Origin of the sequence: Flagellimonas maritima, assembly GCF_003269425.1 — a bacterium.
GTDB lineage: Bacteria > Bacteroidota > Bacteroidia > Flavobacteriales > Flavobacteriaceae > Flagellimonas > Flagellimonas maritima.
In genome coordinates this window covers 2,691,415-2,717,754 of record NZ_CP030104.1, presented here as the reverse complement: position 1 = coordinate 2,717,754, position 26,340 = coordinate 2,691,415, and the positions used below count along the sequence as shown (strand labels likewise).

The 26,340-nt window shown below is 37.1% G+C and carries 26 protein-coding genes; 19 read left to right on the top strand and 7 right to left on the bottom strand.

The window, feature by feature from the left end; genetic code table 11:
• Positions 1-16 precede the first annotated feature (16 nt).
• The 11 genes from HME9304_RS12020 to HME9304_RS11965 all read left to right on the top strand — a co-directional run bounded on the left by HME9304_RS12020 (position 17) and on the right by HME9304_RS11965 (position 11,753).
• Positions 17-592, top strand: coding sequence for a YceI family protein (locus tag HME9304_RS12020; protein ID WP_112378831.1), 576 nt, complete (start codon positions 17-19; stop codon positions 590-592).
• A 207-nt stretch (positions 593-799) separates the two neighbouring features.
• Entirely contained in the window at positions 800-2,557 is a 1,758-nt protein-coding gene (locus tag HME9304_RS12015) for an Ig-like domain-containing protein (protein WP_112378830.1), read from the top strand.
• Between the two features lie 260 nt (positions 2,558-2,817).
• On the top strand, positions 2,818-3,027 hold the full coding sequence (locus HME9304_RS12010) for a GIY-YIG nuclease family protein (RefSeq protein WP_206170469.1): 210 nt from the start codon (positions 2,818-2,820) through the stop codon (positions 3,025-3,027).
• A 116-nt stretch (positions 3,028-3,143) separates the two neighbouring features.
• Positions 3,144-4,541 (top strand): anthranilate synthase component I family protein, encoded by a 1,398-nt coding sequence (locus HME9304_RS12005; protein WP_112378829.1) that lies wholly within the window; start codon positions 3,144-3,146, stop codon positions 4,539-4,541.
• A gap of 2 nt (positions 4,542-4,543) precedes the next feature.
• On the top strand, positions 4,544-5,113 hold the full coding sequence (locus HME9304_RS12000) for an anthranilate synthase component II (protein ID WP_112378828.1): 570 nt from the start codon (positions 4,544-4,546) through the stop codon (positions 5,111-5,113).
• Positions 5,114-5,230: 117 nt separating this feature from the next.
• Positions 5,231-6,223 carry an anthranilate phosphoribosyltransferase gene (gene trpD, locus HME9304_RS11995; protein ID WP_112378827.1) on the top strand — a complete coding sequence of 331 codons (993 nt, stop codon included), beginning with the start codon at positions 5,231-5,233 and terminating at the stop codon, positions 6,221-6,223.
• A gap of 149 nt (positions 6,224-6,372) precedes the next feature.
• Positions 6,373-7,158, top strand: coding sequence for an indole-3-glycerol phosphate synthase TrpC (gene trpC / locus HME9304_RS11990; protein ID WP_112378826.1), 786 nt, complete (start codon positions 6,373-6,375; stop codon positions 7,156-7,158).
• 205 nt (positions 7,159-7,363) lie between these two features.
• Positions 7,364-8,086: a phosphoribosylanthranilate isomerase gene (locus HME9304_RS11980; RefSeq protein ID WP_112378824.1), complete on the top strand. Its 723-nt coding sequence runs from the start codon at positions 7,364-7,366 to the stop codon at positions 8,084-8,086.
• Positions 8,083-9,264 carry a tryptophan synthase subunit beta gene (trpB, locus tag HME9304_RS11975; protein WP_112378823.1) on the top strand — a complete coding sequence of 394 codons (1,182 nt, stop codon included), beginning with the start codon at positions 8,083-8,085 and terminating at the stop codon, positions 9,262-9,264. Before HME9304_RS11980 ends, trpB begins: the two co-directional genes overlap by 4 nt.
• 199 nt (positions 9,265-9,463) lie before the next feature.
• Positions 9,464-10,225, top strand: coding sequence for a tryptophan synthase subunit alpha (gene trpA / locus HME9304_RS11970; protein ID WP_112378822.1), 762 nt, complete (start codon positions 9,464-9,466; stop codon positions 10,223-10,225).
• 31 nt (positions 10,226-10,256) lie between these two features.
• Entirely contained in the window at positions 10,257-11,753 is a 1,497-nt protein-coding gene (locus HME9304_RS11965) for a M20/M25/M40 family metallo-hydrolase (RefSeq protein ID WP_112378821.1), read from the top strand.
• Here the strand turns inward: HME9304_RS11965 and HME9304_RS11960 are convergent.
• The 5 genes from HME9304_RS11960 to HME9304_RS11940 all read right to left on the bottom strand — a co-directional run bounded on the left by HME9304_RS11960 (position 11,750) and on the right by HME9304_RS11940 (position 17,671).
• A complete protein-coding gene (locus tag HME9304_RS11960) occupies positions 11,750-14,308 on the bottom strand; it encodes a phosphoenolpyruvate carboxylase (protein WP_112378820.1) in 2,559 nt (852 codons plus the stop codon). The genes HME9304_RS11965 and HME9304_RS11960 overlap by 4 nt on opposite strands.
• A gap of 117 nt (positions 14,309-14,425) precedes the next feature.
• The gene (locus HME9304_RS11955; RefSeq protein WP_112378819.1) at positions 14,426-15,124 is read right to left on the bottom strand and encodes a uracil-DNA glycosylase family protein; all 699 of its coding nucleotides are present in this window, start codon (positions 15,122-15,124) and stop codon (positions 14,426-14,428) included.
• A gap of 78 nt (positions 15,125-15,202) precedes the next feature.
• A complete protein-coding gene (yaaA, locus tag HME9304_RS11950) occupies positions 15,203-15,964 on the bottom strand; it encodes a peroxide stress protein YaaA (RefSeq protein WP_112378818.1) in 762 nt (253 codons plus the stop codon).
• Positions 15,965-16,052: 88 nt separating this feature from the next.
• Positions 16,053-17,081: an RluA family pseudouridine synthase gene (locus HME9304_RS11945; RefSeq protein ID WP_112378817.1), complete on the bottom strand. Its 1,029-nt coding sequence runs from the start codon at positions 17,079-17,081 to the stop codon at positions 16,053-16,055.
• A gap of 2 nt (positions 17,082-17,083) precedes the next feature.
• Positions 17,084-17,671 (bottom strand): PASTA domain-containing protein, encoded by a 588-nt coding sequence (locus tag HME9304_RS11940; protein ID WP_112378816.1) that lies wholly within the window; start codon positions 17,669-17,671, stop codon positions 17,084-17,086.
• 80 nt (positions 17,672-17,751) lie between these two features.
• Between HME9304_RS11940 and HME9304_RS11935 the strand changes: the two genes are divergently transcribed.
• From HME9304_RS11935 to HME9304_RS11915, 5 genes are all read left to right on the top strand, one after another.
• A complete protein-coding gene (locus HME9304_RS11935; RefSeq protein ID WP_112378815.1) occupies positions 17,752-18,726 on the top strand; it encodes a D-alanine--D-alanine ligase in 975 nt (324 codons plus the stop codon).
• Positions 18,727-18,759: 33 nt separating this feature from the next.
• Positions 18,760-19,230 carry a pantetheine-phosphate adenylyltransferase gene (gene coaD, locus HME9304_RS11930; protein ID WP_112378814.1) on the top strand — a complete coding sequence of 157 codons (471 nt, stop codon included), beginning with the start codon at positions 18,760-18,762 and terminating at the stop codon, positions 19,228-19,230.
• 184 nt (positions 19,231-19,414) lie between these two features.
• Complete coding sequence (locus HME9304_RS11925; RefSeq protein WP_112378813.1) at positions 19,415-21,256, top strand: PAS domain-containing sensor histidine kinase; 1,842 nt, start codon at positions 19,415-19,417, stop codon at positions 21,254-21,256.
• Complete coding sequence (locus tag HME9304_RS11920) at positions 21,243-21,656, top strand: response regulator transcription factor (RefSeq protein WP_112378812.1); 414 nt, start codon at positions 21,243-21,245, stop codon at positions 21,654-21,656. Before HME9304_RS11925 ends, HME9304_RS11920 begins: the two co-directional genes overlap by 14 nt.
• Positions 21,657-21,725: 69 nt before the next feature.
• Positions 21,726-23,501: a M14 family metallopeptidase gene (locus tag HME9304_RS11915; RefSeq protein WP_112379810.1), complete on the top strand. Its 1,776-nt coding sequence runs from the start codon at positions 21,726-21,728 to the stop codon at positions 23,499-23,501.
• 1 nt (position 23,502) lies between these two features.
• Here the strand turns inward: HME9304_RS11915 and HME9304_RS11910 are convergent, their stop codons facing one another.
• Positions 23,503-24,090, bottom strand: a complete 588-nt coding sequence (locus HME9304_RS11910; RefSeq protein ID WP_112379809.1) for an NUDIX hydrolase — start codon at positions 24,088-24,090, stop codon at positions 23,503-23,505.
• A gap of 7 nt (positions 24,091-24,097) precedes the next feature.
• Here HME9304_RS11910 and pyrE point away from each other — a divergent pair, with 7 nt between their 5' ends.
• Entirely contained in the window at positions 24,098-24,739 is a 642-nt protein-coding gene (pyrE, locus tag HME9304_RS11905) for an orotate phosphoribosyltransferase (protein WP_112378811.1), read from the top strand.
• A gap of 6 nt (positions 24,740-24,745) precedes the next feature.
• A complete protein-coding gene (locus HME9304_RS11900) occupies positions 24,746-25,141 on the top strand; it encodes an SRPBCC family protein (protein ID WP_112378810.1) in 396 nt (131 codons plus the stop codon).
• Here HME9304_RS11900 and HME9304_RS11895 read toward each other — a convergent pair.
• Positions 25,138-25,881: a biotin--[acetyl-CoA-carboxylase] ligase gene (locus tag HME9304_RS11895; protein ID WP_112378809.1), complete on the bottom strand. Its 744-nt coding sequence runs from the start codon at positions 25,879-25,881 to the stop codon at positions 25,138-25,140. The genes HME9304_RS11900 and HME9304_RS11895 overlap by 4 nt on opposite strands.
• Positions 25,882-25,962: 81 nt before the next feature.
• Between HME9304_RS11895 and rsfS the strand changes: the two genes are divergently transcribed.
• Positions 25,963-26,340: a ribosome silencing factor gene (gene rsfS / locus HME9304_RS11890; RefSeq protein WP_112378808.1), complete on the top strand. Its 378-nt coding sequence runs from the start codon at positions 25,963-25,965 to the stop codon at positions 26,338-26,340.

The window sequence follows — 26,340 nt, the reverse complement described above, 5'->3', positions numbered from 1 at the left end:
AAATTTAAACACAATCATGAAAAAAGGAATTTTAAGTTTAGCATTGACAGCGGTATTTGGATTAACCGCAACCGCCAACCCCATTGATGGCGAAAAGAAAGAGATAAAAACAAGCGAAAGTACCGTTACTTGGAAGGCCTATAAGGTTACCGGTTCCCATACGGGGACTATTGCACTAAAATCAGGAGCTTTGGAATTTGACGGCGACAAGCTTACAGGCGGTGAATTTGTAGTGGATATGACCACCATCAATACTACAGATCTAGAAGGGGAATACAAGCAGAAACTGGACGGTCACCTTAATTCGGACGATTTCTTCTCTACAGCCTCAAACCCAACATCAAAATTGGTATTCACCAATGTAAAGTCAACTGGCAAAAATGCTTATGAAGTTACCGGAGATTTGACAATCAAGGGGATTACCAAACCTATAACTTTTGACGTTTCCATTTATGGAAGCAAAGCGACCGCCACGTTAAAGGTGGATAGAACAAACTATGATGTAAAATATGGTTCTGGAAGTTTCTTTGACAATTTAGGGGACAAGACCATCTATGATGAATTCGATTTAGTGGTCGATTTACAGATGTAATCAAAAAATAGCTTTGTGCTGAAAATCCCGCCTTACAATTTTGTAGGCGGGATTTTTTATTATAAGATTACGGACATTTAATTTCAATATCCTATACTACTGATTTCGTGAATTTTCCTTGTGTTTTATACTGAAATATGTATCTTCACAAAACCTATTAATGCTAGTATATTTTCCGCCCCAAAAATATCCTATTAAAATTTTACCATGAAACGAATAGCAAAAAATTATTTGCCATACTTTGTTGTGGCATTAACACTATTACTGGGGTCCTGTAGCGAAGAAGCTAGCGAAAACATCACCTCGGAAATCAAATTGAACAAATCGGTTATTGGAATCTCCATTGGGGAAACGGATACTTTGGCTGTCATCTCAAAAACAAGTGGTGATGTTATTTCTTGGACCAGCAATAAAAGTGATATTGCCTCGGTAAACTCGAAAGGTATCGTTACAGGGGTTGCACCTGGAACCGCCGTAGTGACTTCAAAAGTAGGAGATTCCAAAGCTATCTGTACAGTTGTAATAACCGAAAAAGAACTCCTACTCGAACTTAACAAAGAAAGTTTGACCCTCTTTTCATTTCCTTCTTTTAAAGAAACGCTTCAAGTCATTTCGGATGTAGGGGAGAACACAGTTTTATGGGAAAGTAGTGATGAAACTATTGCCACCGTGGACGAAAATGGGGAAGTGGTTCCCTTAGCTGTTGGCGAAACGATTATTAGTGCCAGTGTAGGTGACATTGCAGCAATTTGTATAGTTACCGTAATTGAAGGGCCAGTGACTCTGCTCGAATTGGACAATACCGAATTGGAGATGGATAAATTTGATACGGCCAAACTTAACATTATATCATTTGAAACTCAGGCAGAAGAGACAGGACCTCAAATTTGGCAGAGCAGTAACGAAGAATTAGTGACAGTAGATGATGAAGGAAATCTTACTTCCTATGGGTTAGAGGGCTCGGCTATAATAACATTGACAATAGACAACCTGACCGTAGAGAGTTTGGTAACCGTAGGACCAACAGTATATGTAGCCGGAGACGATGGTGATATAGTCAAACTATGGCGAAATGGAATCCTTACCGATATCACAAGTGAAACAACTGACTCCAATGGGAATTTTATTTACGTTGATAACGGTGATATTTATATTGCTGGTTACATCAACAATGGTGCTGAGAGAATTGCAGCAGTTTGGAAGAACGGAGAAATTCTATATGAGTTGACCGATGGAACCACAGATTCCAAAGCCAAAGCTGTTATTACGGACGGGGAAGATATCTACATTACTGGATATGAAGATAACGACCAGAGCAAAAAAATTGCCAAGGTCTGGAAAAACGGAACCATTTTATATGAGTTGACCGATGGTAGCAATGATGCGTTGGCGTATGCCACCTACATAGAATCCGGAGATATTTACACCGTAGGGTATGATAAAAATATGGACGATACACTGGTAAGTAAGGTATGGAGAAATGGAGTGTTGCTCTACACCTTGACCAATGGCGATTTTGATTCCATAGCCTATTCAGTAGCTGTTAATGCAAATGATGTATATGTTACAGGATACGAAAGAAACGAAGACAATACGCTTGTTGCCAAAGTATGGAGAAATGATATTGAACTTTATGCGCTGACCGATGGCCAAGATAGCGCAAATGCATACTCACTTTTTGCAAATGGAAACGATATTTATGTTGCAGGTTATGCCAATAATAATCAAGGAGGAAGGATTGCCAAGGTTTGGCTGAACGGCGATACACTTTATGATTTGACAAGTGCAACTGGTCAAGCCCGCGCATATTCCGTTTATTTTTCCGAAGGAAATATTTATGCCGCCGGTTATGAAGAAAACGATGAAGGAATAGAAGTGGCAAAAGTTTGGAAAAATGGTGAAGAACTCTATGAACTAAGTGATGGTACAATAGACGTAACGGCATACTCCGTTCATGTAAACTAGTTGGATTAAAAAAAAGAAAATGAATACAGTCAATTTTTAAGAAAAAACAAATTTGCAGGTTCCGATTTCATTTCTATCTTTGGAGCAATGAATTTAAAAACAGTAAATACTTGGTGGTGGATAAATTTACGTCGAATGTCGTGAACCTGTCCCCATTGTAATCATATAGAGGCTTGTCATCACGACAAGCCTTTTTTAGTTTAAGGAATTTTATTTTTCCACGAAGGTGGAAATCCTTAAATCAAGTCCTTTTAAATAGAATGAGTTTTTATGTCTACATAATTTCAAATAATAAACTAGGAACTATTTATATAGGCTATATCAATAAATTGAAAAAGCGTATGTGTAGACACAAAAAATGTGTTGGAAGTGAATTTGCTAAAAGGTATAATCTAAAAACTTTGGTTTACTATAAAGAGTTCACATTCCCAATGCCTGCTATCAGAAGAGAAAAACAATTGAAAAAATAGAATAGAAATTGGAAAATCAACTTGATTAATGACTTTAATCCTAATTGGGATGATTTAACTTATTTCTTTGAATAACTAAAATAGATTTCCGTCTACACGAAAATAGAAATGAAAAAATGACATATAAACTTCAAACACATTACAAGAAAATACTTGCTGATACAATCACTCCGGTTAGTGTGTACTTGAAAATCAGGGACAAATTTCCCAATAGCATTCTTTTGGAAAGTAGCGATTATCATGCCAATGACAATAGTTTCTCTTACATCTGTTGCAACCCCATAGCATCGATTAAGGTCCAGCATGAAATTATCACACAGGTTTTTCCAGATGGCATGAAAGAAGAATTTCCTATTTCATCGGATACGGATGTAACCAAGGTCATTCATGAATTTGGACAAAAATTTTCAGCCTCGAACAATGGCTTCAAATTTATAAACAACGGATTGTTCGGTTACATGTCATACGATGCCGTCCGTTATTTTGAAGATGTTGCTATTTCAAGAAAAGAGGATTCCATCAGCATACCTGACATTTACTATGCCGTATACAAAAATATTATCGCCATAAATCACTTTAAAAATGAAGCCTATCTTTTTGCACATTGTTTTGAAAGTGAAAGTAACGTAGATGAAATAGCTCGCTTGTTCAATGTGAGAAACTTTGCTTCCTACAATTTTGTGAAAGAGGGAAATCCAAAATCCAATTTAAAGGACGAAGAATTTAAAGAGCAAGTAGTATTGGCAAAAAAGCACTGCAAACGGGGAGATGTGTTTCAATTGGTCTTGTCCCGAAGATTTTCCCAAGATTTTAAGGGAGATGAATTTAACGTTTACAGGGCATTGCGCTCCGTAAACCCATCCCCTTACCTATTTTATTTTGATTATGGGGATTTTAAAATATTCGGAAGTTCACCAGAAGCACAATTGATCGTTAAAGATGGCAAAGCCGAAATACATCCTATCGCCGGCACTTATAAAAGAACGGGAAACGATGAGCAAGATGCAGAACTCGCAAAAAAGTTGGCACAAGATGATAAAGAAAACAGTGAACATGTAATGCTAGTGGATTTGGCCAGAAACGACCTTAGTAGGAACGGAAATACGGTAAACGTGGAAACCTATCGCGAAGTACAGTATTTCTCCCATGTCATTCACTTAGTCTCTAAAGTTACAGGACAGAAGAAAGAAGACAGCACGACCATGAAAGTTGTTGCCGATACGTTCCCAGCGGGAACTTTAAGCGGAGCACCAAAACATAGGGCCATGCAATTGATTGAAAAATATGAGAAAACTAGTCGCGCATATTATGGGGGCGCTATAGGTTTTATGGATTTTGAGGGCAACTTCAATCATGCCATTATGATTCGAACGTTTCTTAGTAAAAACCATCAACTGCATTATCAAGCAGGAGCTGGTCTTGTTGCCGCATCGGACCCGGAAATGGAATTACAGGAAACCTACAACAAATTAGGAGCTTTGACCAAAGCACTCAAAATAGCAGAAACTATTTAGATATGGGAAGAGAGCTATTAATGATAGACAATTACGATAGTTTCACGTACAACCTAGTGCACTATTTAGAGGATTTGGATTGTGATGTCACCGTAAAACGTAACGACCAATTGACGTTGGACGAAGTAGACAATTTTGAAGAAATTATTTTGTCACCGGGACCAGGAATTCCAGATGAGGCGGGATTGCTAAAGGATATTATTAGGAAATATGCCCCTACAAAGCGAATTTTTGGAGTCTGTCTTGGACAACAGGCCATTGGAGAAGTCTTTGGAGGGAAGTTGGTAAATCTTGAACAGGTATACCATGGAATTGCGACAACGATCAATATCACCAAAAAAGATATCATTTTTGAAGGTATGCCAGACCAGATCGAGGTTGGCCGTTATCATTCATGGGTCGTGCACCCAGATTTACCTGATAGTTTGGAAGCCACTTCGTTTGATGAAAACGGACAGGTAATGTCGCTACGACATAAAAGTTACGATGTAACAGCTGTACAATTTCATCCAGAATCCGTGTTAACACCCGAAGGAAAACAAATGCTTAAAAATTGGCTTGGAAATAAGTAGTTAGTAGTTAGAATAATGCAAAAAATGTTAAACAGATAAGATATGAAATCAACAAAGGCTAAAGTACCAAAACTCATATCTCAATACTCATATCTAATATCTCATTTCTAAATTAAAATGAAAAAAACACTAAATAGACTTATAAACCACGAAATCCTTTCCAAAAGCGATGCCAAGCAAATCTTGGTCAATATTGCAAAAGGGGATTACAATACCTCGCAAATTGCAGCTTTTCTCACGGTATATATGATGCGAAGTATTACCATAGAGGAATTGGAAGGTTTCAGGGATGCACTTTTAGAATTGTGTTTGGCGGTAGATTTATCCGAATACAACCCCATAGATTTGTGCGGTACAGGTGGTGATGGAAAAGACACCTTCAATATTTCCACACTGGCATCATTTGTTACCGCAGGAGCCGGAATAAAAGTGACCAAGCATGGCAACTACGGGGTTTCATCTAAATGTGGCAGTAGTAATGTCATGGAGTTTCTGGGCATCAAGTTCAGTAATGAAGCGGACTTTCTGAAAAAATCGATCGATGAGGCGGGAATCTGTGTTTTACATGCACCATTGTTTCATCCAGCTATGAAAAATGTGGCACCCATTCGTAGGGAACTTGCTGTAAAAACCTTTTTTAATATGTTGGGGCCAATGGTAAACCCGGCATTCCCAAAAAATCAGATGGTCGGGGTTTTCAACTTGGAACTAGCAAGAATGTACGGATACCTTTATCAAAACACGGATAAAAATTTCACCGTACTCCACGCCTTGGATGGTTATGATGAAATTTCATTAACTGGGGCTACTAAAACAATTTCCAATGAATCAGAAGCGATACTGACACCTGAAGATTTTGGAGTAAAGTCCATTTTACAGGAAGAAATAACAGGTGGTGACGATGTTTCCGAATCAGCACAGATTTTCTTGAACATCCTTAATGGAAAAGGAACAGAAGCCCAAAATAATGTGGTATGTGCCAATGCCGGAATTGCTATCTCGACAGTTGAAGGCATAACCCCAAAAGAAGGTTTTGAAAAAGCAAAGGAATCTTTATTGGGTGGAAAAGGGTTGGAAGCATTGAAGAAATTACAGGAGATTAGTGGATGATGGTTTAGAGTTTAGAAACGTATGAATCCTACAGACAAAAGCAATGAGAAAAAATAACAACTGAAAACCAAAAACTAACATCTGACATCTGACATCTGAAAATTGAAAACCAACAACCGACAACCGACAACCGACAACCGACAAAAAAAATGAATATCCTAGATAAAATAGTAGCGGACAAGCGCAAAGAGGTAGATTTAAAAAAATCCTTGATTCCCGTTTCCCAACTGGAACAATCTGTTCTTATGGATAGAGAAACTGCTTCGTTGGCACAAGCGCTCAAAAATAGTGGTTCAGGAATTATTGCCGAACACAAACGGCGTTCGCCTTCAAAATCCATAATCAATCAAGATTTGAATGTTCAAGATGTGGCTATGGGATATGAAAAAGCAGGGGTATGTGGTATGTCAGTATTGACCGATGGCAAATATTTTGGTGGCTCTCTAGATGATCTAGTGCTGGCAAGAGCTGCTGTTCACATGCCATTGTTGCGCAAAGAATTTATTATAGATGAATATCAAATCTTGGAGGCAAAGGCCTATGGAGCCGATGTAATTCTATTGATTGCGGCCGTACTTTCCAGAGCGGAAATCAAGAGTCTCTCAGAAGCTGCTAAAAAATTAAATTTAGATGTGCTATTGGAAGTGCATAACGAAGAAGAGATACACAAATCCATAATGCCCAGTTTGGATATGCTCGGTGTAAACAACCGGAACCTAAAAACATTCGAAGTTAGCTTAGAGACCAGCAAAAATCTTTCAAAATTAATTCCCGATGAATTCATAAAAGTCTCGGAAAGCGGAATAAGTTCCATCGATGCGATAACGGATTTAAAACCATATGGCTATCAAGGCTTTCTAATTGGAGAGAATTTCATGAAGACGGATAATCCTGGACAATACGCAACTGAATTTATAAAAACGTTGGAATCATGAAATTTGAGCTCTTAACCATAGACTATAGCTCATACAGAAAAGTGATGTTATTTAAACTGAAAGAAGAACAAATGTTTGCACATAAATATCAGCAAGAGTCATATAAAGTACTACGTCATGCTGAACTTGATTCAGCATCTCATCAGAATGTGTTTCCGAAACAAGTTCGGAATGACGATTTGGAACATCTAAAACTACAAAAATCATGAAACTCAAAGTTTGTGGCATGAAATATAATCCAGAAGAAGTTGCACAATTGCAACCGGATTATTTGGGCTTTATATTCTGGACACCTTCTTCGCGTTTTTATGATAGTGACAGCATAGCTGACGTACCAAAAAATATAAAGAAAGTTGGAGTTTTTGTAGATGCTTCGATTGAAGGGGTATTTGAAAAAATAGAAACCTATGAACTGGATGGGGTACAATTGCATGGCAATGAGTCTCCAGAGTTTTGTAGAACCTTGAAAGAAGAATTCATTCCATTTCGAGCGCAGTCGAGAAAAAAGATAGCTACAAACTCTAAAGAGGTCTCGACTGCGCCCGACCTGACAAAATTAGAAATCATCAAAGTGTTTTCCATCAAAAATGATTTCGATTTCTCAGTTCTGTCCAAATACGAAAATGTTTGCGATTATTTTCTTTTTGATACGAAGGGAAGACTTCCCGGAGGCAACGGATATATTTTTGACTGGAATATTCTAACGGATTATCCATCCACCAAACCCTACTTTCTAAGCGGAGGTATTGGATTGGATGAAGTGAATTCCCTTCGATCATTTCTAGATAGTCCAGCATCCAAAATGTGCTATGCTATCGATGTAAACAGTAAATTTGAGTCCGAACCCGGGCTGAAAAAAATTCAACAACTAAAAGAATTCAAAAAGTTGTTATCCAATAACTTTCAACTTAAATCTGACAATTCATGAGTTATAATGCCGATGAAAAAGGGTATTACGGAGAATTTGGGGGAGCTTTTATACCAGAAATGCTCTATCCCAACACAGAAGAACTTCGTCAAAACTATATTTGTATTATGGAAGAAGCTTCTTTTAAAGAAGAATTCCAACAATTGCTCAAGGATTATGTTGGGCGACCTACTCCCCTCTATTTTGCGAAACGGCTTTCCAAAAAATATCAAACCAAGATTTATTTGAAACGTGAGGATTTATGCCACACCGGCGCGCACAAGGTCAATAATACCATTGGCCAGATTTTAATGGCAAAAAAACTCGGAAAAAATAGAATCATTGCTGAAACGGGAGCCGGTCAACATGGGGTTGCCACAGCTACGGTTTGTGCCTTGATGGGTATAGCATGTGTAGTGTATATGGGAGAAATCGATATTGCGCGCCAAGCTCCAAATGTGGCACGAATGAAAATGTTAGGTGCCGAAGTAAGACCCGCACTATCCGGTAGCAGAACCTTGAAGGATGCCACTAACGAAGCCATACGGGATTGGATAAATAATCCGGTCGACACACATTACATTATAGGTTCGGTCGTGGGGCCACATCCCTATCCGGATATGGTGGCACGGTTTCAATCTGTAATTTCGGAAGAAATAAAGATACAGTTGTTGGAAAAAGAAGGCAGGGAAAATCCAGATTACGTGGTAGCCTGTGTCGGTGGTGGTAGTAACGCAGCGGGAGCCTATTATCACTATTTAGATACCCCAGAAGTGGGGATTATAGCTGTAGAAGCAGCTGGGAAAGGAGTAAACTCAGGTGAAAGTGCCGCTACCTCGGCTTTGGGCAAAGTGGGCATTATACACGGGAGCAAAACCTTGTTAATGCAAACCAATGATGGACAGATTACAGAACCCTATTCCATTTCGGCAGGATTGGATTATCCGGGCGTGGGTCCTATGCATGCACATCTGTTCAAATCGGGACGTGGGAAATTTATCTCGATTACCGACGATGAAGCAATGACGGCAGGGCTTGAAGTTTCTCAACTTGAAGGAATAATCCCGGCGATAGAAACCTCACATGCGTTCGCCATTTTTGATTATAAAACCTTTAAAAAAGATGATATTGTGGTTTTCAACCTTTCTGGACGCGGTGATAAGGATTTACAGACCTATATTGATTATTTTAAATTGTAGATAGTAGTAACTAGTATTGAGTATTGAGTATAGAGTTTAATCGCTAAATCTATATCAAGTCTCCGTACTCATTGCGAAGCGGAATAAAAAAATATAAAGAATCTAAGACCTATATCAGTTATCTCAAAATTATTAAAATATAAACCAATTTAACTCATATCTCAATACTCATATCTAACATCTCAATACTATAAATTAAATGAATAGAATAAAACAAAAGCTACAAGAAGATAAAAAACTTCTTTCCATATACTTTACCGCGGGTTACCCTAATTTAAACGATACCGTAAAAATCATTCAGGATTTGGAAAAGCATGGGGTCGATATGATTGAAATTGGTCTCCCCTTTAGTGACCCGCTGGCGGATGGGCCAACAATTCAGGAAAGCTCTACCGCAGCACTCAAGAATGGAATGCATACAGAACTACTCTTTAAGCAACTAAAAAATATTCGGGAAAGCGTTTCCATCCCATTGATTTTAATGGGTTATTTCAATCCTATGTTTCAATATGGTGTAGCGTCTTTTTGTGAAAAATGCCATAAAATCGGGATTGATGGACTCATTATGCCAGACCTCCCCTTAGATGTTTATAAAAATGAATATGAGGCAATCTATAAAAAATATGACCTTATCAATGTTTTTCTTATAACACCACAAACGAGTGATGAACGCATCAAAGCCATCGACGATGCATCTGATGGTTTTATCTATATGGTAAGCTCCGCAAGTACCACAGGGGCTAAACAAGGATTTAGCAACGATACTGAGCTGTATTTTGAACGAATCTCCAAAATGAACTTAAAAAATCCTCAAATTGTTGGTTTTGGAATTAGCAATTCCGAAACTTTTGAACAAGCTATCGAAAAGACCAAAGGCGCTATAATAGGTTCGGCATTTATAAAATACCTGACTAAAAATGGAGTTGAAAACATTGGTGATTTTGTGAAAGTAATTCGCTAAATTAGGCTTTCAAACAAACCTGACACCTTTCATGAAGAAGTCATTTCTTTTACTTTTCTCGATTTCCTTTTTTTCAATTTTTTCCCAAGATTCCACTGGTATCAAATCCCAAGTGGCACATGCGATAAATGAACTGAAAGATTTTGTCGCTATCCCTAACGATGCCCTTAATGCCGATGATATCGATGACAATATCATTTGGTTAAAAAAGAAGTTTGGGGAACGAGGTTTCAATACAGCGGAATTGAAAACGGATAATCTGCCCTTGTTTTTTGCTGCATTACCCATGGAGGACTCCAAACCAACAATGTTGATCTATATGCATTTTGATGGCCAATCCGTTGATCCTTCCAAATGGGACCAACCCAATCCCTATCAAACTGTTTTAAAAAAACCCATTGAGAATGGTTTTGAAACTGTCTCATTCGATGCCCTGGATGAGGATATCAATTATGACTGGCGACTTTTTGGCCGTTCCACCTCCGACGATAAAGGACCTATCGTCATGTTCCTGAATGCAATCGACCTGTTAAAACAAGATGGCAAGGAAATTCCCTATAACATTAAGATTATTTTGGACGGGGAAGAAGAAAAAAGTAGCAAACCATTGCCAGCTGCCGTAAAAGAATATCGAGAACTGTTAAAAGCTGACTTTCTGGTCATAAACGATGGTCCGGTACACCCATCCGGAAACCCAACCGTTATTTATGGCTGCCGCGGTATCACTTCCATGACCTTGACAACCCATGGTCCTGTAAAACCACAACACAGTGGACATTATGGGAATTACGCACCAAATCCAGGTTTTCAATTGGCCCACTTGTTGGCAACTATGAAAGATGCCGATGGAAGAGTCATTATACCAGGATATTACGAAGGTATTCTCATAGATGATTCCGCTATGAAAGTCCTCAAAAGTGTACCTGATAATGATGCAGTCATTTCAGAAAAGTTACAATTTAAATCTGCTGAAAAAGTGGGGAGTTTTTATCAAGAAGCTCTACAATATCCTTCACTTAATATACGGGGATTAAATTCTGGCTGGGTTGGAAAAAAAGCAAGGACCATTATACCTGAAAGTGCTACAGCGGAACTCGACTTACGTTTGGTCCCTGAAAGTGATGGAACACGTTTGAAGAAATTGGTAAAAGACCATATAAAAAAACAGGGATATTATATTTTGGACCACATGCCTTCTAAAGAAGAGCGTATGGCACATAACAAAATTATTAGCATTACCGAAGGAAGTGTTACGGATGCCTTTCGCACAGATTTGGACAACTCCTATGGGAATTTTTTAGTTGAAACCTTAAAAACTACCTTTGAAAAAGATGTGGTACAAATCCGTATTATGGGGGGAACGGTTCCAATCGCTCCTTTCATCAATGAATTGCAAATACCTGCTTTTATTGTGCCCATGGTAAATTCCGACAACAACCAACACAGTCCCAATGAGAATTTAAAAATTGGACAGTTGGCGTATGGGATCAAGGCTTTTTATGGAATATTATCAAATAAAAATGATTAAGCCGAATTTCTACTGGCATTGATATTTCCATACATTGATCGCGTAACTATCTTTTCATAAAGTTCCTTAAATTTTGAGTCTTTAGTGATACGATATAAAGCGTTCTGCTGAATGACCAACAATGGCAAGACTATCTTCTCCCGAATCTTGACCGATTCGCGCGAGACCGCTTCATCTTCCATTAAAATTTTATGTCCGGAAATCTCCAATAGCATTTTTTTGGAAAGTTGATATTCATCGTGCAAAATATTCCAAAATTCACCAAATTCTTCATCTTCGCTCATATAACTGGTCAATTCAAAATTGGTTTTGGCCAGAGACATCATACTATTGTGCATCAAGGCCCTAAAAAAAGGAACGTCTTTGAAAAGTTTTTTTATTTCTCCCAATCTGCCTTGCTCTTTAAATGCTTCAATCGCAGTACCCAATCCAAAATAACCGGGAACGTTCTGCTTTAACTGGCTCCACGATCCCACAAATGAAATTGCTCTTAAATCAGAAAGTTCCAATTGCTTTTTAGAACCACGTTTGCCGGGCCGGCTCCCTATGTTGGCTTTGGTATAGTATTTTAGTGTACTACGATGTTCCAGATAAGGGATAAATTTTTCATGCTTTTTAAGTGCATCGTATTTGGTAAAGCTCAATTCGGATAATTCTTCGATCAGCTTGCGCTGTGCCGATGAAATTACATGTTCTTTTCCATATAAATTGTTGCTCAAACCAGCCGTAAGCAGTTGTTCCGAATTATGAATGAACTGTGCTTTTGTGCCATAAGTACTGGTTATGGTCTGGCCCTGAATAGTTAACTGAATCTCGTGATTTGCAACATCTTTTGTTTGTGCCGCATAAAAACGGTGTGTTTTTCCGCCTCCACGAGCTGGTGGTCCTCCCCTACCATCAAAAAACATAGCCTTTATACCATTTTTTTTGCACACTTTGCTCAAAACTTCCTTGGTCTTTAAAATGGACCAGTTAGCTTTTAAATATCCTCCATCCTTGGTGCCGTCCGAAAAACCGAGCATTATGGTATGCGCATTTCCGCGTCGCTCTAGATGTTTTTGATAGATAGGGTTCCCGAACAGGGTCTGCATAACATCTTCTGCAGCATCCATGCCCTTCATGGTTTCAAAAAGAGGAACAATATCAAAAGTGATATCCTCTTTGTTCCATCCACACCATCTAAAAAGTCCATAGACAAACAAAACAGAATAAATATCTTCTGAATTACTTATGATATAACGATTACATCCATCTTCGCCGTTACTGGATTGAATGCCCTTCAATTGTTGAATATTGGTTATGGTATCCTTTACAATTTCTGAATCGAAATCTTTGGAATTCAATGACAAATCTTTATTTAATAACCAATCAATCAAATCCTTTTCGCTCAGTTCATCCAAGCATTCTTTGATGGCACCTTGTTTTTTTAGAACGGATTCGATCACTTCGGAATGTTTGCTGTGATCTTGTCGAATGTCCAACGTGGCAAAATGTGTTTTAAAAATATGTACTTTGTCTATCAGTTTATTTAAATCGTCCAAGTACAGTCCATGGTAATTGATGGCCAATTCTTGTTTAATTCCATTGAGCACCTTTATCATTTCATCATATCCAATAAGAGAATTAACGTCAAACATAGCCTGGTACAATTTACCGCTCAAATTGTTCAGCACTTCTTGGAGTCCTTTGAAGGTCAATTTTTTACGTAGCTCTTTCAATTCGTTATAGTAGCACTTCATTAAGGTGACCCTAAGTTCATCCGCTACCTGTTTGGTAATTTTGGCAGTCACAAAAGGGTTTCCATCTCTATCACCTCCTGGCCAAAATCCAAGTTTCATGATGTCATAGTTCGAAAAATCCTCATCCCTTATATTGCTTTTGATGTATTGGAACAGTTCCCCTATTGCATCATAATACTTATGCCTAAGAATGTAGATGATGTTCTTTGCCTCGTCAAGTGGAGTTGGTTTTTTAAAATTTATCAGTGAGGTAAGGCCCAACTGCTGCATGGTGATGTCAATGTCATTTATCCTGTTCTCATTGATCAATAATTGTAATTCTGATATGATGTTCAATATCGCGGGTGTATAGAATTGGGTTGGGTGTGCGGTAAGTACGATCCTTGCACTAAAAGTTGATAGTTTTTTTGCAATTTTATCCCAATTTTTACTCTGGTTCACCAACTGAAAATAATCTTTTATGGAGAGTGAGTTACTATATTTCTGCAATCTTGAAAACGCGGCATCCTCAACACTGTCATAGAGCACTACCTGTCTTTCCACATATTGTATTATCTTGAACATAAAGTCCAAACGTTCCTTTTCGTCCTTAAAATCAGTATAACTTTCAAAGAAATCTTCTAAAATGTCCTGAGGGGTTTTTCCTGATTTCAAACCTTTTTCGCATTGCTCGAACAATAGTGGTACCAACATGGCCACATTCTCAATGTTGCGATAGGGCAAGGTCAAGAAAAGACTATTATATATATTGAATTTGTTCGTGACCGACTTTTTAAACTCGTCCAAACGTTTTTCTTGTAATAAGGAATTATTCATCGATGTAATAAGTTTTATCCTGAATATCAAAGATCGTGATAAAAGCCTAACATTTTAAGTTATTTTATTGACTTCACAATTTGGAACATCATTGGCGAATTCCTAACAGGATGCCCCCTAAAAAAATCTTTCGTATTGCAATACCCTAAAATCGAAAGTGGTAAAATTAGGATTGCTTTGTTTTAGTGTTTTATAAGATTCCAAGCTGCCAATAGCCCTGTTTGCCGCACCCGAAGGAGCCGTCAACGATACAGTCTTAATGATTCTTGGTAAATTACCTTGAGATCGTATTTCAGAAAAATCGGAAAAATTGAATTGATGTATTCTAGGAACTATGTTTGATATAACCTCCAAGTACAATCCATTTTCTTTTAACTGTCTCCTAAAAAAATATTCTGGGCCATTTTTACTGTTCCCGCCTGTAAATAAAAGTGTATGTATTTTCGGGTATTCCTGCAGGCACTTCAAAATATTGCGAAGCTGAATATTTTGCATTCCCAAATCTGAAGCGTCGACTTTTTCTCTTTCGGCAGATTCAACAATATCGCAAATACCGATATTACGGTTCCGTAAAAACTTTTTTCGTTCTACTACTGCTTCACTTGTGGTTTCAAAGTTTAAGTTCAATTCAAAAATTTTGTTTAAAATGGGCCACAATTGGCCGTCCCTGCTACCATAACAAAAATCAACATCACCTTCTTTTAACTCTTTTGTTGTAAATCTTGGAGGGGGCAACGTTCCTACAATAAGCTTAGTTGTCTCGGGAAAGAGAAAAGGACTATAGGGGTGAAAATGTTTAAAAAGTTTTTGTTTCAAGATGCCAACTACTTTGTGGGTGATTTGATAGGATGAAGCAAATCAAACATATTGAACTCATTATATAAATTCCAAAATTTATCTTACAAAAACAGGTTGATTCTCTTTTAAAGTATGTTCTTGACTGAAGGTATAGCCATCGTAGTCAAACCCTTTTATATCGTTGAGCGTTTTTGCGTTTTTGTCCAAAACATAGCGGACCATTGAGCCCCTGGCTTTCTTGGCAAAGAAACTGATTACTTTGAGTTTATCGTTTTTCCAGTCCTTAAAAATTGGGGTAATTACAGGAACTTTAAGTTTCTTTTCATCTATAGCTCCAAAATATTCATTGCTTGCCAAATTTATGAACAGCTCTCCATCTTCCATTTCGTTGTTCAGGTGTTCGGTCAATTGGTCTTTCCAGAATTCATAAAGGTTCTTTTTGCGGGCAACTTTTAATTGGGTTCCCATTTCCAATCGATATGGTTGCATTAAATCCAAAGGTCTTAAAAAACCATAAAGTCCTGACAGTATACGGAGTGTATTTTGAAGGTTTTCCAATTTTTCTTCTGAAATCGTGTATGCATCAAGTCCTTGGTATACATCACCGTTAAAAGCGTATATGGCAGGTCTTGCATTTTCTTTTGTAAAGGGAATTGAAAATTGTTGATTTCTTTCCCAATTCAATTGTGCCAGATTATCAGAAATAGACATTAATTCTGATAAAGCCTTTGGTTTTTTCTTTACCAAAATTGCATTTAGCTTTTTTGATTTTTCCAAAAACTGCGGTTGCGTGAATTTGGATGTGGGCAACGCCGTTTCAAAATCAAGAGACTTTGCGGGTGAGATAACAATTTTCATGAGAAGTGCTTTTACGTAAAAATAAAAATGAATTTGGTTTTTTGAGCCATAGGGCAAAAGGTGTTCTCAATATTTGGATTGATGAAAACTATTGTTCACTATGCTTTGCATAGTTTCTCCACTTTTCGATGCAATCCATCATATCTTGGGGCAACTCGGAATCAAATTTTAAAAACTGTCCTGTTTCTGGGTGTTCAAACCCCAATGTTTTGGCATGTAATGCCTGCCGTGGTAGAATTTTAAAGGCATTTTCTACAAATTGCTTGTATTTGGTGAATGTGGTCCCTTTCAAAATCTTGTTGCCACCATACCGCTCATCGTTGAATAAAGTATGCCCTATATATTTCATGTGAACCCGAATTTGATGCGTTCTTCCTGTTTCCAATTTGCACGAAACCAAAGTAACGTAGCCCAATCGTTCTATCACTTTGTAATGTGTTACTGCATCTTTTCCATGGTCGCCTTCTGGGAACACAATCATTTGCAAACGATTTTTTGGGTTTCTGGCAAGATGCCCTTCAATGGTACCTTCATCGTCAGAAATATTGCCCCAGACCAATGCCAAATATTCCCGTTCGCTGCTTTTATCAAAAAATTGTTTAGCCAAATGGGTCATGGCCTTTTCCGTTTTGGCGATGACCAGCAATCCAGAGGTATCTTTATCTATTCTATGCACCAAACCGGGTCGTTCTGAGCTATTGTTCGGTAAATTATCAAAATGGTGCACCAGTGCGTTGATCAAAGTTCCCGAGTAATTTCCATGTCCGGGATGTACTACCATTCCAGCAGCTTTGTTCACTACCAAAAGTGTTTCGTCCTCATAGACAATATCCAGCGGAATGTCCTCGGGAGTCAATAAAAACTCATAGGGAGGATGCTCGAACATGACTTTGACATCATCTCCTGCTTTTACTTTATAGTTTTGTTTTACAATAGTATTATTTACCCAAATATGGCCTTGTTTGGCTGCTTGCTGTATTTTATTCCGTGTGGCATTTTCAATAAAGTTCATTAAAAATTTATCCACCCGAAGCGGCTCCTGCCCTTTGGATGCAGTAAATCTATGGTGCTCAAAAAGTTCGTCTTGCGATAGTTCAGCATTTTCCGTAATATCCATAATCAGTTGGAATCTGCCTGTACTCTTGCACTGCCGGGAATAGTCCCATTACCACAGATCAATTCTATTTTAGAGGTTTTTGGAAGCTTGTCTCCTGGCTTTAGGTATTTTCCTTTATATTTCATTCGATAGACCATATCTTTTCCCAATTCATCTATGTATGTAACGCGCTGTACGTCCAATCCTACGGCTCTAAGCATAGAGGTCGCATTCCTTTGGGTCACTTGAATGATATCTGGCACCGTAACTTGTTTATAGCCCGATGGATTTACCGTAAAATAAATTTTTCTGTTGGACTTTACCTTATTACCGGCAGGTGGATCTTGTTCCAGTATGGAAAATCTGGGGTACTCCGGATTATAGTTTGAAGAATCCAAAACTTGGAATCGTAATCCTTCTTCCTCAACGGCTTTTCTCATTTCCATAACGGACATTTTTGAAAAATCAGGAACCTCAACAAATTCACCATGATTAGTAGAACCTTTGAGCCATTTTAGTGCCAAAAAACATATTAGCACAACTGCAACCAAAGCCAAACCCAATTGAATCAAAAAAACTTTACTCTTTAAAAAGCTCAAAAAATGTTTCATGCCTATTGCCTTATCTAAACAAATATAGGAAAGACAGTCCTTTTTTTCTTTACTTTGGCACTTTGATATTCTACAAGCTGATGAAAAAAAATATCGCCATCATTATGGGTGGTTATTCAAGCGAACGAGATATTTCTATAAAGAGCGGTACTGTGGTACATCAGTATTTGGATAAAGAAATATTTAATCCTTACCGTGTTTTGATCTCAAGAGATAAATGGGTCTGCTTGGATGACGATGATAGAGAGCTTCTTATTGATAAATCAGATTTCAGTGTTTATATCTCTGAAAAAAAAATAAATTTTGATTGTGTTTTCAACGCTATTCATGGATCACCTGGGGAAGATGGTCTTATGCAGGCTTATTTTGAACTCCTGCGGATTCCACAAACAGCATGTGAACATTATGAAGCAGCATTAACCTTTAATAAAAGAGATTTGTTGAGCACGTTGAAACCTTATGGTATCCATTGTGCGGAATCTTATTATATTAATTCCGGCGATATTGTTTCCGAAGAAAAAATAATAAGTAAAGTAGGACTTCCATGTTTTGTTAAGGCAAATAGGGCTGGGAGCAGTTACGGTATTTCCAAGGTTTATAGGAAAGAGAATCTAAAAACGGCCATTGCAAAAGCATTCTCTGAAGATAGCGAAGTTATTATAGAATCTTTTTTGGATGGCACGGAAGTATCTGTTGGAGTAATTACTTACAAGGGTGTAGTGACCGTATTGCCGATTACAGAAATTGTCACCGAAAATGATTTTTTCGATTACGAAGCAAAGTACGAAGGAAAATCCACTGAAATTACACCCGCCCGTATTACCAAAACCCAGCTTGAAAATGTGACAAAATGGGCAAAATACATCTACACAACTCTTGGATTAAAGGGCTACACTAGGAGCGAATTTATATTTATCAAAGATATTCCTTATCTGTTAGAGGTAAATACAACTCCTGGGCTAACGGAAGAAAGTATTTTGCCACAACAGGCAAAGAAAGCGGGAATTTCTTTGAAAGCTTTGTTTGGCAGTGCCATTGAGGAAGCCATGCGCTAGAAAAACTGTATTTTTAAGAAAAACTTTCCAATTATGAGGCGTGCCGTTTTCCCTGGTTCATTTGACCCACTTACTTTGGGACATTATGATATTATTTTGAGAGGAATTACGTTATTCGATGAACTGCTTATCGCAATTGGAATAAACGCCGAGAAAAACTATATGTTTTCTCTTGAGCAACGGACCAAATTCATTGAGGAAGCGTTCAGGGAACAGCCTAAGGTAAAAGTTGTAACCTATGAAGGTCTCACTGTTGACTTTTGTAAAAAAGTGGGTGCTGATTTTATTCTACGTGGGCTTAGAAATCCCGGTGATTTTGAGTTTGAGAAAGCTATTGCACATACCAATAGAAAACTTTCAGAAATAGAAACAGTTTTTTTACTGACATCTTCGGGCAAGTCATATATCAGTTCTTCTATTGTTAGGGATGTTATAAGGAATGGGGGGGATTATACAGGTCTTGTGCCAAAAACGGTTATTGTAAATCCGGAATTGCCCAATTAAAGTTTACTGTCTTTTTTAAAAAATTGTTTTTCAAGCGCACCAATTGGAATGTAGACTTCCACTTTTTTCTTTAGAAACAACAGATTTTGCCCTGTTCACAACAATAAATGAGGTTAGAAAGCCAATACTCATATTTTAGTATGAAAATTCTTATATACTATAATCCCTAATCTAACTCTACAATTTGAAAACAATTGAAAAAATTCATAGTAATTATCTTCTTAAACAGCTTCCCAAAGCAACTGCGGTAGTAGATACAAACTATATTTTAATTGATTTTTCCGATTCTTGGCTTTCAATTTTTGGCAAGAATTCAAGGCATACAGCTAAAAATAAGATTTTTGATTTTTTCGATGGACATGAGAGTCAGTGCGGTAAACCTCTTAAAAAATGTTTTTTAGAGAATGGAACTCAAACCATACGGCACAAAATGATCAAAGGTCAGTCTGAAGAATGGTATGAAAGTTCTTTAACTCCTTGGTTTGATGAAAAAGAGAATATTATAGGAACTATCATCCAGACCGAGAATATAAGTGATATTGTTGAAAAAGAAGTTGAGTTGGAGAGAATTACCACGCTATTAAAAGCAAAATCCGAAGTCGCGAAAGTAGGAAGCTGGGAATATACCATTGGTTCCGAAAGACTTTCATGGTGCGAGGTAACAAAGGAAATTCATGAAGTAGCTGCTGATTTTGAACCTTTTGTTAATGAGGGTATAGACTTTTACAAACATGGTTATAGTAGGAATAAAATATCTATGCTTTTTCATAAGGCACTTGAGGATGGAACACCTTTTAATGAACGTTTGGTGATCATAACTGCCAAGGGCAACGAAAGGTGGATTGCTGCTGGTGGAAAAGCTATGTGGAAAAACGGAAAGATTGTGAAGGTTTTTGGAACTTTTCAAGATATACATGACCAAGTATTGGCAGAAACGAAAACCAAAGAAAGTGAACAACTTTTAACCACATTGATTGACAATCTTCCCATAAACGTTTTTATAAAAGATAAGGACTCTAAAAAAATATTAGTCAATAAAGCAGAAAGTGATTATCTGGGCTTAAGTAAAAGTAAACTTATTGGAAAAACCGATTTTGACCTCTACGATAAAAAAACGGCACAAATATCAAGAGATGAAGATTTAGAGGTAATGAGAACCCTAAAACCGATCTTGAAAAAAGAAACCATTGGGATAAAGAAAGATGGTACCGTAACTAACTTTTTGACCTCTAAAATCCCACTTTTAAATTTGCAGGGCAATGCCTACGGACTCATAGGCATGAGTATGGATATAACAAATATTAAAAAGAAAGAGGATAAGTTACGGGATTTGATAAATGTAACGGCCATACAAAATAAAAAGCTTGTCAATTTTGCACATATTGTTTCTCATAATCTAAGATCGCATTCGGCCAATTTTTCAATGTTACTTGATTTTCTTAACGAAGAGCACAATGAAAAAGAGAAAGAACGTATCTTAAAAATGCTGTCAAATGCTTCAGACAATCTCTTGGGAACACTTGAAGACCTAAATGAGGTAGTGGATATCAATACAAATGTCAACATAGACAAAAAATCCTTGAATCTTAACAACAGTATCGTAAAGGTGCAACACGGCCTATCTGCCTTTTTCAAAAAGAATAAAGTAAAATTCATCAACAAGGTACCAAAAGACATCAATGTACTTTGTGTACCTGCCTACCTAGAAAGCATTATTCTAAACCTGATCAACAATGCTGTAAAATATAAAGACCCAAATAGGAATCCCAACATAAAGCTAAGTGCAAAAAAACAAGGTGGACATATAATTTTAACCGTTACCGATAATGGGCTTGGCATCGATCTAAAGAAACATGGGGAGAAAATTTTTGGTATGTATAAAACCTTTCATAACAATAAAGATGCAAAAGGCTTGGGGCTTTATATTATAAAAAACCAAATTGAGGCCATGAACGGAAGAATAACGGTAAATAGCAAATTAGGAACGGGGAGCACCTTTAGTGTTTATTTCAATGAAGAAGATTGATTGTATATATATAGTTGATGACGATCCCATTACCGTCTTCGGTATTAAAAAAATGCTGAAGTCTATAGTGATATGTAAGGATATCAATACATTCAAAAATGGAAAGCTTGCCTTGGACGATTTAAAAAAGCGTATTGATAAAGGTAGCATTTTACCTGAGGTCATCTTTCTTGACATTAATATGCCCATTATGGATGGATGGGAGTTTTTGGAGGAATTTGTATCATTAAAACTTGAAGAAAAAATTATTATAAATGTTATTACTTCTTCAATAGACCCTCTAGATTATCAAAAATGGAACAGCTATAGACTGAAATGTCTACATTACATAAGCTATAAAAATAAACCGCTCTATAAAATAGATGGAACTGATTTGGAGAGGATAAATCTAGCTTCGTAAATATATTATTTGCTACTTTTAAAACGTGAAAGAAAAATTCTTTCGCTCCATTTAACCTATTTCCCAACCTTGAAATACTTCTTTATACTGATATCGTTCATATTTTGCATCTCTTGCGAAACTAAAGTAGAGGGTAAAGAAGCATCGTATCTCACAATATACGAAGCCTCCGAAACAAAGGAAACCGCCACTTACGAGGAAACTATTTCTTTCTATATTCAACTTGCAAAGGATTTTCCGGAAATCAATATCCAGACCATTGGAGAAACTGATAGCGGCTATCCGCTTCATGTGGTCACCTTCAATCCAGAAGGGGATTTCAATTTTGAAAATTTAAGAGAAGATAAAATAATAGTTCTCATAAACAATGGCATACATCCTGGGGAAAGTGACGGCATCGATGCAACCATGCTCCTTTATAGGGATTTAGCAATTGGGAACCTTCCACTTCCAAGCAAAACGGTTTTGGTCACGATTCCCATATATAATATTGGGGGAGCTTTGAAAAGAAATTCTACAACAAGGGCCAATCAGAATGGTCCTTTGGAATATGGTTTTAGGGGTAATGCCCAAAATTATGACCTAAATCGGGATTTTATTAAAATGGATACTAAAAACGCAGAAACTTTTACAAAAATTTTCCATTTAGTAAAACCGGATATATTTATAGATAACCATGTAAGTAATGGTGCCGATTATCAATATATATTGACACATTTATTTACACAACATAACAAATTGGGTGGAAAACTTGGCACATACCTACGTGAGGATTTTATGCCAAAAATAGAAAGCTCACTGAAAGAAAAAAATTGGGACATCACTCCCTATATCAATGTTTTTAACAGACCGCCAGAGATGGGATTCAGCCAATTCATGGACTATCCGCGGTACTCTACAGGCTACACTACACTTTGGAACACACTTGGTTTGATGGTAGAGACACATATGTTAAAAACCTATGAACAAAGGGTAAAAGGCACCTATCAATTAATGCACAGCGTAATATCCGTTGCAGAAGCAGATCATGACAATATAAAATCCATACGAAAAGAGGCTATGGATGACAACCGCCAACTTTTAGAATACCACTTAAACTGGGAGTTGGATACAACAAGGACTTCGACCCTTGATTTTAAAGGATTTGAAGCTGAACTTATGATAAGTGATGTAACAGATTTACCTAGGATAAAGTACAATCATGATAAGCCCTTTACAAAAAAAACTGATTACTACGATTATTATAATCCAGCCGATACGGTTAAAGTTCCAGCGGCCTACATAATAAGAAAAGGATGGCATCGTATTATGGAAAGACTACGGGCAAACAACATTCAATATTTTGATATTGAAGAAGATACGGTCCTCAATGTCGAATCGTACAAAATACTTAACTACAATACAAGAAAAACACCCTATGAAGGTCACTATTTCCATTTTGATACCGAAGTGGAAAAAAATATCAAAAATGTTCAATTTAATTCGGGTGATTTGGTGGTTCCAACAGACCAGCCCGGAATAAGGTATATTCTGGAAACACTTGAACCACAGGCTCCCGATTCTTTTTTTAATTGGAATTTTTTTGATACGGTCCTACAACGAAAAGAAGACTTCTCCCCTTACGTTTTTGAGGAGATAGCACTGGAACTCCTAAAAAAGGACTCAACTCTGCGCAGTACTTTTTTGATGAAAAAAGAGTTGGATAATGAATTTTCAGAAGATTGGTATGCACAATTGGATTGGATTTATGAGCGATCGGAAAATTTGGAAGAATCCTATATGTCATATCCCGTATACCGTATTATAAAAAATAGTGAAAGTTCCAAGATTCTAACCAGGGATTAACTTAATCTTCAAATAGCACTTTTATATTAAAATAGGAATTCTTAAGTGCTTTCTCTATTTTCCTTGGACCCTTCCATTTCACTTTTTCAATACCTTCAGATTTTTGCCCTTTCAATTTTCCGGAAAAATCTGTTGACATGGCAAACCAATGGACCTGTTTTAATCTGTATTCACCGTTCCTCTTAAAAATGTGATAGGTGGTACGCAAAAACTTATCGATTTGTAAATTTTTTACACCTGTTTCCTCTTCCACCTCGCGCATTGCTGCATTTTCAATAGACTCCCCCTTATCTACCTTTCCCTTGGGCAAGTCCCATTTATTGTTCCTGTAAATAAAAAGTACTTTTCCTTTTTTATTGGTCACAAAACCTCCACCGGCAACGACAACGGGAATCTTATGCATGAAAATGTCCAAGAGTTTCTCTTCATCAGGATGATAGATATATGCTTTTTTAAGTCTTCCCTTGGCTAAAGAAGTTATGGCCATTACCATGGAATCGCCGTCTAATGAAAATAAATTTCCGTTGGAATTATCTTGTCGCTCGTTTGTTAAAATCAGTGGAGACTCATTAACAAAAACTTTATACATTTGCGCAATGGTTTTAAACAAGGATACTGCAAAGAAAACTGCTGAACTACTGTTGCAAATTAATGCAATTAAGTTGGAACCAGAAAATCCTTTTACGTGGGCTTCTGGGTGGAAATCTCCTATATATTGCGACAATAGAATATTACTTTCGTATCCAGAGATACGGAACTATATTCGTGGAGAAATGGCAAAACAGGTAGAAACCCTCTATGGAAAACCTGATGTTATTGCGGGCGTTGCAACAGGAGCCATAGGAATTGGAATATTGGTGGCAGAAGCACTTGGTCTTCCTTTTGTATATGTGAGGCCAGAACCAAAATCCCACGGTAGACAAAATCAAATTGAAGGATATTTGGAAGCGAATCAGAATGTAGTGGTCATCGAAGATCTGATCAGTACTGGCAAAAGTAGTTTAAATGCCGTGAAAGCGTTAAAATCCCAAAAAGTGAACGTGAAAGGCATGATAGCCATTTTCACCTATGGATTTGATACAGCAGCAAAAAACTTTGAACAGGAAAATGTTGCATTACATACATTGTCCGACTATGACTACCTGATAGAACAAGCTTCCGAGACCAATTATATCAAAGAATCACATCTACAAACCTTGTTGCAGTGGAAATCAAATCCGAAGCAATGGAAATACTAACATTGAATGTATATTGAAGCACCCAAGAAGAAGATAGCTAAAAGTAATAAAGAAGTTTTTGAATTTTTGATCGATGTCAAGAATTTTGAGACCTTAATGCCTCAGAACATAGATAAGTTTGAAGTTTTGGATGCAGAAACTTTCAAATTTGCACTTAAAGGAATGCCGGAAATAATTCTTAGATTAAAAGAACAATTTCCTAACCACAAAGTGATTTTAGGTGCAGCAAGCGATAAATTGCCTTTCACGTTAACAGCTAACATAGAAGCGATAAGCGATGTTGAAAGCGAGGTAGGATTAAGTTTTGAGGGAAAGTTCAATGCGATGATGGCCATGATGATCAAAACACCCATTACCAATTTTATGGAAACCCTTTCATCCAATTTGCACAAGATAGACTAGTATAGTAGGGACACTTCTTTTAATCCAAAGGATTTAAAAATAGTGTCCTCGAGCTCCAAAACCAATTTACCTTCCGGTGAGATACCACGGATAAATCCCATAAATAACTCCCCATCAGAATTTTTAAAGGTTGATGGCTTATCTTTTCTAAAAAGAAGTTCTGTGTAAGAAGGCAATAGTTCTGCTACGGTTTTATTTTCAACATCGGATAAATGGAATTGAAGTTTTTTTAAGATTTTATGAAGCAGCTCCTCTAAATCAAAAAACCGGCCGCTTGCAGATTTAAGTGAGGTCACTTTTTCAAGATTCCCATAAGAAGTTTGATTAACATTTAACCCAATTCCTATAATTGAGCTTTGAATAGTATGCCCTTTAAGTACATTTTCAATTAGAATACCACATATTTTTGAAGAACCTGACATAATGTCGTTGGGCCATTTTACCATTAGATTGGGAATGGCGAGCTCTTTTAAGATATCATAAACAGCCAAAGAAACACATATGTTCAACGCAAACTGGTGATTTACCTGCATAGAACTATATTTTTTTAAAAGGCTAAAAGTCAGATTCTTACCTTCCTCAGCCTGCCATGAAGTACCCATTTGCCCCCTACCTTTCTCCTGTTTCTTCGCCACAACAGCAGTATAATCATTCAAGGTATTGGAGAATAATAACTGTTTTAAGTAAAGATTTGTGGAGTCCGTGGCATCAAGTTTGATTATTTGTGGTAGTTCGTCCAAAATGGTCTGTCTAATGATATGTTAAAATCTAGGGCTAAGAAAACAAAAAAAATATAACTTTGTAGAATCTAAAATTTTTGAATGCAGAAAACGAAAGCGAGCGCAGATGAATTGATTACCTTAATTTTACACGGGATAGAAGAAGTTAAAGGAGTTGATGTAAATCTACTTGATCTTAGGGAAATTGAAAATACGGTCTGTGACTACTTTATTATCTGCAATGGTACTTCCAATACGCATGTAAACGCAATTGTTTCATCCATTCAGAAGACCGTCAGCAAGGCTATTAAAGATAAACCTTGGCATGTTGAAGGTTCTGAAAATGCTGAATGGGTCTTAATGGACTATGTCAACGTAGTAGTTCATGTATTTCAAAAACATATTAGGGAATTCTACGACATAGAAGGACTTTGGGGTGATGCCAAAGTGACCATGGTGGAGAGCAGCTACAATTCTTAA